The sequence below is a fragment of the Tardiphaga sp. 37S4 genome (genome assembly GCF_021044645.1).
In the GTDB taxonomy this organism is placed as follows: Bacteria; Pseudomonadota; Alphaproteobacteria; order Rhizobiales; family Xanthobacteraceae; genus Tardiphaga; species Tardiphaga robiniae.
In genome coordinates, this window is sequence record NZ_CP088008.1 from 4,585,460 (window position 1) to 4,598,119 (window position 12,660).

10 protein-coding genes are annotated in these 12,660 nt (G+C 63.9%); 4 read left to right on the forward strand and 6 right to left on the reverse strand.

Annotated elements, in window-relative coordinates; all coding sequences use genetic code 11:
• Positions 1 to 11: 11 nt before the first annotated feature.
• The 4 genes from LPB73_RS21830 to LPB73_RS21845 are packed head-to-tail and all read right to left on the reverse strand — an operon-like array spanning position 12 to position 2,834.
• Positions 12 to 1,265 carry a CCA tRNA nucleotidyltransferase gene (locus LPB73_RS21830; RefSeq protein ID WP_231078156.1) on the reverse strand — a complete coding sequence of 418 codons (1,254 nt, stop codon included), beginning with the start codon at positions 1,263 to 1,265 and terminating at the stop codon, positions 12 to 14.
• Positions 1,262 to 1,525: a DUF6111 family protein gene (locus LPB73_RS21835; RefSeq protein ID WP_089262546.1), complete on the reverse strand. Its 264-nt coding sequence runs from the start codon at positions 1,523 to 1,525 to the stop codon at positions 1,262 to 1,264. The genes LPB73_RS21830 and LPB73_RS21835 overlap by 4 nt, the downstream gene beginning before the upstream one ends.
• Positions 1,522 to 2,187, reverse strand: coding sequence for a CoA pyrophosphatase (locus tag LPB73_RS21840; RefSeq protein ID WP_120288355.1), 666 nt, complete (start codon positions 2,185 to 2,187; stop codon positions 1,522 to 1,524). Before LPB73_RS21840 ends, LPB73_RS21835 begins: the two co-directional genes overlap by 4 nt.
• A gap of 35 nt (positions 2,188 to 2,222) precedes the next feature.
• On the reverse strand, positions 2,223 to 2,834 hold the full coding sequence (locus LPB73_RS21845) for a DUF1285 domain-containing protein (protein WP_231078157.1): 612 nt from the start codon (positions 2,832 to 2,834) through the stop codon (positions 2,223 to 2,225).
• Between the two features lie 261 nt (positions 2,835 to 3,095).
• Between LPB73_RS21845 and LPB73_RS21850 the strand changes: the two genes are divergently transcribed.
• From LPB73_RS21850 to LPB73_RS21865, 4 genes are read left to right on the forward strand one after another with little or no spacing between them, the layout of a single operon-like run.
• Positions 3,096 to 4,100: an AAA family ATPase gene (locus LPB73_RS21850; protein WP_089262552.1), complete on the forward strand. Its 1,005-nt coding sequence runs from the start codon at positions 3,096 to 3,098 to the stop codon at positions 4,098 to 4,100.
• The gene (locus LPB73_RS21855; RefSeq protein WP_175368681.1) at positions 4,100 to 5,044 is read left to right on the forward strand and encodes a DUF58 domain-containing protein; all 945 of its coding nucleotides are present in this window, start codon (positions 4,100 to 4,102) and stop codon (positions 5,042 to 5,044) included. The genes LPB73_RS21850 and LPB73_RS21855 overlap by 1 nt, the downstream gene beginning before the upstream one ends.
• Positions 5,044 to 7,857 carry a DUF4159 domain-containing protein gene (locus tag LPB73_RS21860; RefSeq protein ID WP_231081217.1) on the forward strand — a complete coding sequence of 938 codons (2,814 nt, stop codon included), beginning with the start codon at positions 5,044 to 5,046 and terminating at the stop codon, positions 7,855 to 7,857. Before LPB73_RS21855 ends, LPB73_RS21860 begins: the two co-directional genes overlap by 1 nt.
• A 9-nt stretch (positions 7,858 to 7,866) precedes the next feature.
• Complete coding sequence (locus tag LPB73_RS21865; protein ID WP_231078158.1) at positions 7,867 to 9,930, forward strand: hypothetical protein; 2,064 nt, start codon at positions 7,867 to 7,869, stop codon at positions 9,928 to 9,930.
• 21 nt (positions 9,931 to 9,951) lie between these two features.
• On the opposite strand, the gene LPB73_RS21870 is transcribed toward LPB73_RS21865, so the two are convergent.
• Both LPB73_RS21870 and LPB73_RS21875 read right to left on the reverse strand, forming a co-directional pair.
• Positions 9,952 to 10,938 (reverse strand): Bug family tripartite tricarboxylate transporter substrate binding protein, encoded by a 987-nt coding sequence (locus LPB73_RS21870; RefSeq protein WP_231078159.1) that lies wholly within the window; start codon positions 10,936 to 10,938, stop codon positions 9,952 to 9,954.
• Positions 10,935 to 12,653, reverse strand: coding sequence for an FAD-dependent oxidoreductase (locus tag LPB73_RS21875; protein WP_231078160.1), 1,719 nt, complete (start codon positions 12,651 to 12,653; stop codon positions 10,935 to 10,937). The genes LPB73_RS21870 and LPB73_RS21875 overlap by 4 nt, the downstream gene beginning before the upstream one ends.
• Positions 12,654 to 12,660 lie beyond the last annotated feature (7 nt).

A 12,660-nucleotide genomic window follows, 5' to 3' on the forward strand; every position in this document is an offset into this window, starting at 1 on the left:
CGGTCAAAAACTTAGAGCTGATGGTCGTGCTTGAATCGCGCAATCGTTTGGTCGGCGATAACAGTCAACACATCGACCTCCATCGGAAAGTCCAGCGCCAGCCAGGCATCTTCCGCCAGCGCCAGCACATGGCCGAGCGCCGGGCCCTTGGCGATGCCGCGCGCCATGAAGTCGGCAGCCCTGAGCGGAAACACCGGCGGAGTCCACCGCTCCGGCAAGGCCACGAGCGTTTTCCACGCCTCCACATCAGCATCGCGGCCGGCGCGGGCCCAGGCCAGCATCATGCGATTGCGATAGCGCGTTTCGCCGAGGCGATAGAGCCGACGCCGGGCATGGGATTCATCCATGCCCTTCAGCCGCCACCAGCGATGGCCCATCGAATCCAGTGCCTTGGTTTCGTCATTGGAGAGCCGCAGCTTTTGCGCAAGCCGGCGCGCATCTTCCGTAACTGCGACGCCGAGCGCGCCAAGCCTCAGAACCGCATCGGGTTTTAGCCCCAACGCCTGCTCGATGGCGATCATTGCGGCGAATGGTCCCTTGTAAGTGACACCGCCCACGATCCGCAGCATCAGGCCGGCATCGACCATCGCATCCACCGCCGCGAAGGCGCCATCGGCCACCAGCAGCTTGAGCAACTCCATCCTGATACGCTCGGCCGATATTCCCGCCAGTCCATCGCGGCCGCGAATGCTGGCGAGATAGCCCTCGCGATCCGGCGCCCCGGCGCCATAGGCGGCATGAATGCGGAAGAACCTGAGAATGCGCAGATAGTCTTCGGCGATGCGCCTATCGGGATCGCCGATGAAGCGCACCCGCCGGGCATCGAGATCGGACAGGCCGCCGACATGATCGTGCACTACGCCGTCGATGGATGCGGAAAGACCGTTCATCGTGAAATCACGTCGTTCGGCATCGTGCTTCCAGTCGCGCCCGAACGCCACCTTGGCCTTGCGGCCAAAGGTCTCGACGTCTTCGCGCAATGTCGTTACCTCGAACGGCGCACCATCGACGACCAGCGTCACTGTGCCATGCTCGATGCCGGTCGGCACGCTCTTGATATGGGCAGCCTTGGCGCGGCGGATCACTTCATCGGGCATGGCCGTCGTGGCTATATCGATTTCGCCCACTGGCAATTTCATCAGAGCGTTGCGCACAGCGCCGCCGACCGCGCGGGCTTCCTCGCCATTGCCGTTGAGCAGCGCCAGCACCTGCCCGGACGGTCCTGACGTGAGCCACGGCGCATCGTGCAGTTTGCGCACGCTCATTTTTCGACCCCGGGAACCAGCCTGCCGTTTTCGATATGCGCCGGGACATAGGTCGATCCCGGCGGCGCGCCGGAAAACTGCGCCAGCAGCACGAGGCTCACGATCACCAGCACGGCGGCGGCGATCGCGAGCCTGATCATCACCGGCATCGGCCATGACGATTTCAGTGTCACGCCATTCTTGGTCGCGATCAGGAAAATGGCATAGAGCGCAAACGGGATGAGGAAAATGCCGACTTCGGTCAGAACCGGACGGATCATGTGAGCACGATCCGTTCATACAGCACGCGCAGGATGCCTGCGGTAGCGCCCCAAATATAACGTTCGGCGAACGGCATCGCGTAATAGGACCGCTCCATGCCGCGGAATTCCTTGCTGTGCAACTGATGATTGGCGGGGTCCATCAGAAACGCCAGCGGCACCTCGAACGCGCTTTCGACTTCGTTCTCGTTGATCGTGAGACTGAAGCCCGGCTTCACCCGCGCCAGTGTCGGCAGGATGCGAAAGCCGAAGCCGGTTGCATAGAGATCGAGATAGCCGATCGGCTCGACGAAGGAGCGATCGAGACCGATTTCCTCCTCGGCCTCGCGCAACGCGGCGTCCAGCGGCGAGACATCGGTCGGATCGATCTTGCCACCGGGAAACGAGATCTGTCCGGCATGATCGTTGAGATGCGCGGAGCGCTGGGTAAGCAGCACGGTTGGTTGTTCGTGTTCGACGATGCCGATCAGGACCGCGGCCGGGCGGATCGGCCGCTCCTGCGCCACGATCTGGATCATGCGGTCGTTGCCGGCATCGCCGGTGACGGGAACGATGCTGGCGTCGGTGAGCCCCTCGGGCACATCGAAATTCAGGCGTGCCTTCGCCCGCTTGAAAAACTCAACTGAACCGATATCCGCGGCATCCGCGTCGGTCTTCAGCATCGGCTCATTCGCCCGGCTCACTTCAATCGGCTCACTTATGTAGCTTCCCTGACCTGCTCCGCATCGGCCATGGCGAAAAACGCGCCCGCGGAGGCGATGCCGAACATCGCGATACCATCGACCATCCGCTCCTCGCCCATGTCAACCAGATCGTAATAGACCGCCCGCGTCACCTTGGCCCACAGGTCACTGCGGACATGCAGATAGGGCGTCAACCCGCCGTCTTCAGCCATCTCGAATCGCAGCCGGTGTATGCTGTCACACTCCACCCAATCGTCCACATTGGTGCGAAACTTCAACACCGTGCCGCGCGTGTCCTGCTCCTTGAGCATCTCGACGGCGAGAAAAGGAGCATCGTCCACGGTGATGCCGACCTTCTCCACGGGGGTCACGAGAAAGTGCTTGCCGCCCTCACGCTTCAGGATCGTTGAAAACAGCCGCACCAAAGCGGGCCGGCCGATCGGCGTCCCCAAATAGAACCACGTACCATCACCAGCGATTCGCATGTCGAGATCGCCGCAGAATGGCGGATTCCACAGATGCACCGGCGGCAGGCCCTCGCCGGCTTTACCGTTGGCCGCCGCATCTTTCGCCGCAGTGGTCAGGCCATCCAGCCCCTGATTTGCGGTTTGCCCTTGCTTCGCCATTGTTTGCCCTGACTTTACCACTGCCATTTGGCACGTTTGGTGCAAGTCTTGAACCTCAAGTCTTGAAACGTGCGGTGTCACATTCAAACTCGCCACAACGTGATGCAGTTCATAGCCGCATCCCGATATTGTGGGGATAGTTTAATTCAACAAATACATGGCCTTCGCTTAAGTTTAGCATCAGGTCCATGGAATACTAAGATGGCGTGACGACAAATGCGGCGGCGTATTTCAGGCGCCGTTCACCCGAAGGAGCAATGGATGGCTGGCGCTGACAGTGTCGAGAAACTCGAAGACGTGATTGTCCGCTCCGCGGAACAGGTGGCTGGCCAGATGCGCGCCGCCAAGGAAGCTATCTCCACTGTCATCTTCGGCCAGGAACGCGTCGTCGAAAACACGCTGGTGACCATCCTGTCCGGCGGCCATGCGCTGCTGATCGGTGTTCCGGGCCTCGCCAAAACCAAGCTGGTGGAAACGCTGGGCGTCACGCTCGGCCTCGATGCCAAGCGCATCCAGTTCACCCCCGACCTGATGCCTTCAGACATTCTCGGCGCCGAAGTGCTGGACGAGAGCGTCGCCGGCAAGCGCTCGTTCCGCTTCATCTCGGGACCTGTCTTCGCACAGCTTCTGATGGCCGACGAAATCAACCGCGCCTCGCCGCGCACGCAATCCGCATTGCTGCAGGCGATGCAGGAACAGCACATCACCGTCGCCGGCGCCCGGCACGATCTGCCGAAGCCGTTCCATGTGCTGGCCACGCAGAATCCGCTGGAACAGGAAGGCACCTATCCACTGCCGGAAGCGCAGCTCGATCGCTTCCTGATGGAGATCGACGTCGATTATCCGGATCGCGACGCCGAACGCCGCATCCTGTTCGAAACCACCGGCGCCGAAGAAACCATCGCCAAGGCTGCCGTGACCGCTGAAACGCTGATTACCGCGCAGCGCCTAATCCGCCGTCTGCCGGTCGGCGACAGCGTGGTCGAAGCGATTCTTACATTGGTGCGCTCGGCACGTCCGGGGCCGGACGCCGGCGATGCCAGCAAGCTGATCGCCTGGGGCCCAGGTCCTCGCGCGTCACAGTCGCTGATGCTGGCAGTGCGTGCCCGTGCATTGCTCGATGGCCGTCTAGCGCCGTCGATCGACGACGTGCTCTATCTCGCCGAACCGATCCTGAAGCATCGTATGGCGCTGACCTTCTCGGCGCGTGCCGAAGGTCGCACAGTCCCCGACGTCATCCGTCAGCTCAAGACGCGGATCGGTTAATGGCCGCAGCGCCGGATCACGCCACGCAGGAGATCATCGCAGTCCGCCGCGCCGATGGTGAAAGCCGTTCGCTTGCTGCGTCATTGCCACGTCTGGTGCTGGAGGCCCGGCGCATTGCTGCGACCGTCATCCATGGCCTGCATGGCCGGCGCCGCGCGGGCCATGGCGAAAGTTTCTGGCAATATCGCCGCTTCGTCTCCGGCGAACCGTCGCAGAATGTCGACTGGCGCCGTTCGGCGCGCGACGATCATTTGTATGTCCGCGAGCAGGAATGGGAAGCCGCGCACACCGTCTGGCTGTGGCCGGACCGGTCGCTGTCGATGGCCTTTGCCTCCAAGGGCGCGCGCGACAGCAAGCTCGAACGCGCGCTGATCGTCACCTTCGCGCTGGCTGAATTGCTGGTGGCCGGCGGTGAACGCGTCGGCGTGCCCGGCCTGATGAATCCGACGTCCAGCCGCAGCGTCATCGACAAGATGGCGCAGGCGATGCTGCACGACACGACGAACCGCGCCAGCCTGCCACCTTCGTTTGTGCCCTCAGCACTGGCCGAGATCGTGGTGCTCGGCGACTTCTGGTCGCCGATGCCGGAGATCAAGGAGATGCTGGCCGGTCTGTCGTCATCCGGCGCGCATGGCGCGCTGGTGCAGGTCGTCGATCCCGCCGAGGAGAGTTTCCCTTACTCCGGCCGCGTCGAATTCGTCGAGCCGGAAAGCGGCAACGTGATCACCGCCGGACGGGCGCAGACCTGGGCCGAGGATTACGTGGCGCGCGTCGCCGCGCATCGCGAGGAAATTCGCGCCGAGACCGCCAAGCTCGGCTGGCTGTTCTCGACACACACCACCAGCCGCTCGGCGGCTGAGCTGCTGTTGTTCCTGCATGGCGGCATGATGGTCAACAAATCTGCCGGCGGCGGCAGCATGGTCAAGGCAGGACGTTCAGCATGATCGGTGGCTTTCCGCTCGCCTTCGCCCAACCGCTGCTGCTGCTCGGCCTGATCAGCCTTCCGGTGCTATGGTGGTTGCTGCGCGTGATGCCACCGCGCCCGCAGCGCATCGCGTTTCCGCCGACACGTCTGCTGTTCGATATCACGCCGAAGGAAGAGACCCCGTCGCGCTCGCCGTGGTGGCTGACACTGCTGCGCCTGCTTGCTGCGGCACTAATCATCTTTGCTGCCGCCGGCCCGATCTGGAATCCGCAGACCGGAGCTGCCGGCAGCAACGCCCCGCTGACGATTTTGCTGGACGATGGCTGGAGCGCCGCGGCGAGCTGGGACGCTCGCGTCAAGGCGGCGGATGAGCTGATTGCCAATGCCGACAGCAATCGCCGCGGCGTGGCCCTTGTTCCGCTGTCGGAACCGAACCGCGACATCACGCTGCTGCCCGGCGGCACCGCGCGCGTCGCGCTGCGTCAGCTCTCGCCGAAGCCCTATGCGATCGACCGCGTCGATACACTGCCGGCGCTGGAGCGCTTTTTGAAAGCCACCGGCGACAGCGAGATTGTCTGGCTCTCGGATGGTGTCGATACCGGCCGTGGCGTTGACTTCACGCAAGGCCTTGCGAAGGCCATCGGCGACCGCACACTGACCATCTATGACGGCGGCGCCACGCCGGCCCATGCGCTGGTCGCAGCGGAAAACGCCGCAGCGAAGATGACCGTGAAGGTGCTGCGCGCCAATAGCGGCGGCCCTGATGGCGGCGTGGTGCGCGGTCTCGACCAGAAGGGATCGCCGGTCGGCGAGGCCAAGTTCCTGTTCACGCCGAACGACCGCGAGACCGAAGCGTCGTTCGACCTACCTGTCGAATTGCGCAACGACATCGCACGGCTCGAAATCACCGGCGAACGCTCCGCCGGCGCCGTGCAACTGCTGGACAAGCGCTGGCGCCGTCGCGCCATCGGCATCGTTTCGGGCGCCACCAACGATACCGCGCAGCCGCTGCTGGCCTCGACCTTCTATCTCACCCGCGCATTGGCGCCATTCGCTGACGTCCGCCTCGGCGATCGCGGCGCGCCGCAGCAGGCGATCACGCAATTTTTGGACCAGAAACTTCCGATGATCGTGCTGGCCGATGTCGGCACCCTGTCGCCGGAAATCCGAGAGCGCCTCAATACCTGGATCGATGCGGGCGGCGTGCTGGTGCGCTTTGCCGGCCCACGCCTCGCGCAAGGCGACGACGATCTCGTCCCGGTGAAACTGCGCCGCGGCGACCGCAGCCTCGGCGGCAGCCTGACCTGGGAGAAGCCGCAACATCTCGCGTCCTTCGCCGCCGATGGGCCGTTCGCCGGTCTCCCTGTCCCAAAAGACATCACCGTGAATCGTCAGGTGCTCGCCGAGCCGAACGCTGCGCTGGCCTCGAAGAGCTGGGCGTCGCTGGTGGATGGCACGCCGCTGGTCACCGGTGAACGTCGTGGCAAGGGTCTCGTGACCCTGTTCCATGTCAGCGCTGATATGCGCTGGTCGGACCTGCCATTGTCTGGCACCTTCGTAGAGATGCTGCGCAGGGTCGTCGATATCTCCGGTTACACGTCCACGCCCGGTGCAGGTGTCGCCGGCGAGACCGGCGCAGAGACTGTGGCGCCGCTGCGCACGCTGGATGGTTTCGGCGCATTCACGCCGCCGCCCTCCACGGCCAAGCCGCTCGCCGCCGACTATCGCGACCGCGCCACGCTCGATCACCCGCCAGGCTTCTATGGCCCTGCCGATGGTCCGCTCGCGGTGAATGCACTGGCATCGGCCGATCGCATTGAGCCTATCGATTTCTCAGGCCTGAAGGCCAACCGCGCCAGCTACACCAATGCCGAACCGCGCGACCTCCGCGGCATCCTGCTCTCCACGGCGCTGGCGCTGTTTTTGGTCGACGCGATCATTGTTGCGCTGCTCGGCGGCGCTATCGCTGCGATGTTCCGTCGCCGCGCTGTGTCGACCGCACTCGCCGTTGCTCTCGCGCTGACGAGTGTGATGGGCGCACCGACGCCGTCACGCGCCGATCCGGCCAGCGACGATTTCGCCGTCAAGGCGGTGTCCCAGACGCGTCTGGCCTATGTCGTCACAGGGAATGCCGACGTCGACTCGATCGTCAAGTCCGGCATGACCGGCCTGACGCTGTTTCTCGCGCAACGCACCGCGCTGGAAGCGGGCGAGCCGGTCGGCGTCGATCCTTCTCGCGACGAACTCTCCTTCTTCCCGCTGATCTACTGGCCGATCATTCCCGGTGCCGCCAAGCCGCCGCAGGAGGCCATCAACCGCATCGACGCTTACATGAAGCAAGGCGGCACGGTGCTGTTCGACACCCGCGATGCCGTCGAAGCGCCGCCCGGACCGAACGGCGAGTCGCAGACGCCGGGCATGCTGACGCTGCGCAACATCCTGTCCTCGCTGGATGTGCCGGAGCTCGAGCCGGTGCCGCGCGAACATGTACTGACCAAGACCTTCTATCTGCTGCGCGACTTCCCCGGCCGCTTCAATTCCGGGCCGACCTGGGTCGAGACGCTGCCGCGCGACGACGGCGATGACGCAGCCTCGCGTCCCGCCCGCGGCGGTGACGGCGTGTCGCCGATCATCATCACCTCGAACGATCTCGCCGGCGCCTGGGCGATGCGGCCCGATGGCCAACCGATGCTGCCGCTGACGCCCGGCGAACCGCGGCAGCGCGAATTCGCGTTCCGCGCCGGCGTCAACATCGTGATGTACACGCTGACCGGCAATTACAAGGCCGATCAGGTCCACGCGCCCGCGCTCATCGAACGTCTCGGACAATAGGAGCGCGACATGCAGTACGGCATCGCGTTTACGCCCCTCGTCCCGACCATCGCGCTGTGGATCGGCCTCGCCGCCGTCGTGGTGATATCGGCGCTGCTATTGCTCGGCCGCGCCCGCGGCGCCGCCGTGCGTGTCGCCGCATTGGCGCTGATCCTGCTGGCGCTGGCCAATCCCTCCTTCACGCGCGAGGAGCGCGAACCGCTTACATCGGTCGCTGCCGTGGTGATCGATAAGAGCCCGAGCCAGAATTTCGGCGAGCGCACCAAGGAAACCCAGGAAGCGCAGAAGCAACTGGTCGATCGCCTCAAGCAGGTCAAAGGCCTCGAAGTCCGTGTTGTCGAAGCCGGACAGGCCGATGGCGAGACCGACGGCACCAAACTGTTTGGCGCGCTGTCCTCCGCGCTCTCCGATGTCCCGACAGACCGTGTCGCCGGCGCCTTCCTGATCACCGACGGCCGCGTCCATGACATCCCGGCCAATGTCGCAGGTCTCGGCTTCAATGCCCCGGTCCATGCGCTGATCACCGGCCGCAAGGACGAGCGTGATCGCCGCATCGCCATCACGGCTGCTCCGAGATTTGGCATCGTCGGCCAGTCGCAGCGCGTCACATTCCGCCTCGACGATCAGGGCATCACCGGCGAACGCGCCCGCGTCGCGATCCGCCGCGACGGCGATACGCTGAGCGAGCGCACGGTCCTGAGTGGCCAGACCGTCAGTGTCGACATCGACATCAAGCATGCCGGCCCGAATATCGTCGAGATCGAGGCCTCGCCGCTCGACAACGAACTGACACTGGTCAACAACCGCGCAGTGGTCGCCATCGATGGCGTCCGCGACAAACTTCGCGTGCTACTGGTCTCTGGCGAACCGCATTCCGGCGAGCGCACCTGGCGCAACCTGCTGAAGTCCGACGCCTCGATCGACCTTGTCCACTTCACGATTCTGCGCCCGCCGGAGAAGCAGGACGGCACGCCGATCAATGAACTCTCGTTGATCGCGTTTCCGACCCGCGAACTGTTCCAGCAAAAGATTCACGAATTCCAGCTGATCATCTTCGATCGCTATGCCCGCCAGGGCGTGCTGCCGATCGCCTATTTCGACAATATCGCGCGCTATGTCCGCGCCGGCGGCGCCGTGCTGGTGTCGGCTGGTCCCGACTACGCATCGAACACGTCGATCTGGCGCACACCGCTGGATTCGGTGCTGCCCGCCGAACCCGTCGGGGTCAGCGAGAAGCCGTTCTATGCGCATCTCAGCGATATCGGCAAACGTCACCCGGTGACGCGCGGCCTCGAAGGCTCCAATTCCGAACCGCCGAAATGGAGCCGCTTCTTCCGCACCGTCGAGACGCGCAACACCACCACGCCGCCCGTCATGACCGGCGCCGACGGCCAGCCGCTGCTGCTGCTGTCGCGTTCTGGCGAGGGCCGCGTCGCGCTGCTGCTGTCAGATCACATCTGGCTGTGGGCGCGCGGCTATGAAGGCGGCGGCCCGCATCTCGATCTGCTTCGTCGCACGTCGCACTGGCTGATGAAGCAGCCGGATCTCGACGAGGAAGCACTCAAGCTGCAGAGTCAGGGCAAGGATCTCGTTGTGCTGCGCCAGACCATGGGCGACGCCGTGCAGCCCGTGACGGTGACCTCACCATCAGGCAAGACCCGCGAACTGACGCTGTCAGCCGGCGAGCCCGGTCTGTGGCGCGCGACCACGCCGGCCGATGAACTCGGTCTGTGGCAGGCCACCGACGGCACGCTGAAGGCGCTGATCAATGTCGGCCCGATCAACCCGAAGGAATTCTCCGAGGTCACCTCGACCACCGAGATGCTGAAGCCGCTGGCGCAGGCCAGTGGTGGCGACGCCCGACGGATCAATGAAGGCTCGGGCATCGAGCTGCCGCGCATCGTGCCGGTGCGCTCCTCGACCGTATTCCGCGGCGACGGCTGGATGGGCGTGCATATGCGCGATGCCAGCGTGGTCCGCGGCGTTGGCGTGCTGCCGATGTTTGCCGGCCTGATCGGGCTGCTGCTGCTGCTCGGCGCGTTTGCCGCGACGTGGCTCCGGGAGAGCCGATAGTACGAACCAATGGCGGCCGGGTCATTGCGCCGCGAGGTTCATCTCCCGCGTGAGACGCCCCCATTTGGCGCTTTCTGAGCGGATATAGGCCGCGAAGGCTTCCGGCGTCATTGGTGCCGGCTGTGCACCGATCGTCCGCAGCTTCTCGATCACGTCCGGGTCTCCCAGAGCCTTGACGAAGGCGGCATTCAAGCGCGTCACGATGTCACCAGGTGTCGCGGCGGGAGCCACGAGGCCGAACCAGCCCGTCGATTCAAACCCGGCAACACCTTGCTCATCGAGTGTGGGCACTTCGGGAAGGAACGGCACGCGCTTGGCACTGGTGACGCCAAGTGGTTTCAGTCGCCCGGCACGGATCAATTCCAGCGAACTGGGGATGTCCAACACCGCAAGCGGGATATGCCCGGCAAGGACATCGGTCACCGCAGGCCCTGTGCCCCGATAGGGAACCAGTGTCAGTTTGACATTCGTTGTTTGGAGAAACAGCGCAGCCGTCATGTGCATCACGGTGCCGTTGCCGCCATATCCCACCGATAGTTGCCCGGGCTTTGCAACAGCAGTCGCAAGCGCCTCTTTGAGCGTGGCAAATGGGGCGTCAGGCGCTGCGACCAGCACAAACGGGATATCGGCGAGCAGCGTAATCGGCGTCAGATCCTTGATCGGATCGAAAGACGTCGCCGGGCTGATATGAGGGTTGATGGTCAATGCGCCTGCCGGCGCCACGCCTAAGGTGTAGCCGTCAGGCTTCGCCTGCGCCACCGCCTGCATACCGATATTGCCGCCCGCGCCGCCGCGATTTTCGATGATGAAGCCCTGCTTCAGGTCTGCAGCGATCACCGGCTCAAGCGCACGAATAAAGATGTCGGCGCTGCCGCCTGGCGGAAAGGTGACGACAATCTTGATGAGTTGGTCAGGATAGGCGGCCCACACGGGCGTCGTCGTACCGACCACGATCGAACTGGCGGCGCCTGCAAGCAACATCCTGCGGGTCGGAGCGAATACAGTCATGCAATTGCTCCCGAAACAGTATGCGAGGCTGAGTTTTGGTGCGCGGCTGCGCTCCGATGCGTAGACGCGGTTCTGCCCGTGATGAGATCAATCAACGCGTCGGGGTCCGGCGGAGGGAGGCGACCACGCCAGGCAATATGCTGATCCGGCCGCACCAGCAGCAATGCTTCAGCGGGTTGCCCTGCATCGACCTCCGCTATCGACAGATCGATCAGCGTCAGAGGAACTCCGTTGCGGCGCGCGGCCTCTCTCAACGCAGTCACATCGCAAGCCGGATCGTAGCGCAAAAGCGTATAGCCGGGCCCCATCGCGTCAAAGATCGAACGGCCATCGCTCAGCCAGACATGCGGCATCCTGGCGCCCGGCACCGTCGAGGGGTCAAAATCGCCCATCGTATAGGCCGGCGGCGCCTCGCCATCATAGGCGATGACCGGTGACTGATCATAGAAGTAACCGAAATTGAGCCCCGCGCAGCAGTATTGCTTCACGTTGAGATCATATGCGGCACGGCCGACCGCGGCACGCGCCGCCGCACCCGCTTCGCTGTCTTCCTCGATCACCGCAGGTACTGCGCCGCGCTGGCTGATGCTGGCAAGCGCATGCTCCATCGCGAACCGTGACACCTGATCGGTGATCGGCTGACGTTCGGCCGCATAGGCATCGAGCAGACCGGCATCCGCCCAGCCGTTGAGATGCGCTGCGAGCATCCAGCACAGCGAAACTGCATCAGCGATGCCGGCGTTCATTCCGTAGCCGGCGTAAGGCATCCACAGATGCGCGGCATCCCCGCAAATGAAGACGCGACGGTCGCGGAAGCGATCAGCGACGAGACGGCGCCCGACCCAGTCTTCCTTGCTGACGACCTTGTAATTGAAATCAGGCCCGACGCCCAGAATAGTACGGATAGACCAGTCGCGATCGACCGAGTCGAATTCCGGCTCGTCCGGCTTGAGGTGATTGTGGATCAGCCACCGGTCATGCCCGTCGATGGCAACGACAGTGCCGGTACGGCGCGGGTTGAGGGCCAGCACCATCCAGGCCGGTGTGTGGGACTGCATCAGGGTCTTCAGATCCGGCGCATCGATGAGGGTCGATTGAACCCGCTGGATCACAGGCGTTCCGACAAATGACGCGCCGATCAGCTTGCGTGTCAATGAGCGGCCGCCGTCACATCCAATGAGAAAACGGGCACGGATGGTGAAGGATCGGTCCTCATCGAGCCCACGGGCCTTGACCAAGACGCCCGATATGTCCTGATCGAAATGCACCATCTCGGTGCGGGACAAAATCGTGATCCTGGGATTGGCGGCCGCGTTCGCAAACAGAACAGGCTCCAGATAGATCTGGTTGATGCGGTGCGGCGGTTCGGGTGTCGGCCACCACGTGTCAGGTCCATCCGTTGCGGTGTAGCGCGTGGTGCGCGACGGGATGACGATCCGGCTGAGTTCGATGCCCGTTGCGGTGGTGCGATACGAACAATCGTTGGGAAAGTCGGGCGGCAGACCAGCGTCGCGGATTTGGGCCACGATGCCAAGCCGGCGAAAAACCTCCATCGATCGGGCCGAAACGTGATTGCATTTGACATTGGGCGGCTCGCCGGCATGCCGCGTCTCGAGCACGATCACGCCTATCCCTCTGGATGCAAGGTCCAGAGCAGCGGTAAGGCCCACGGGCCCGGCGCCGACAATAACGACGGATGTCTCATAGTCTTGCATGGCAGGT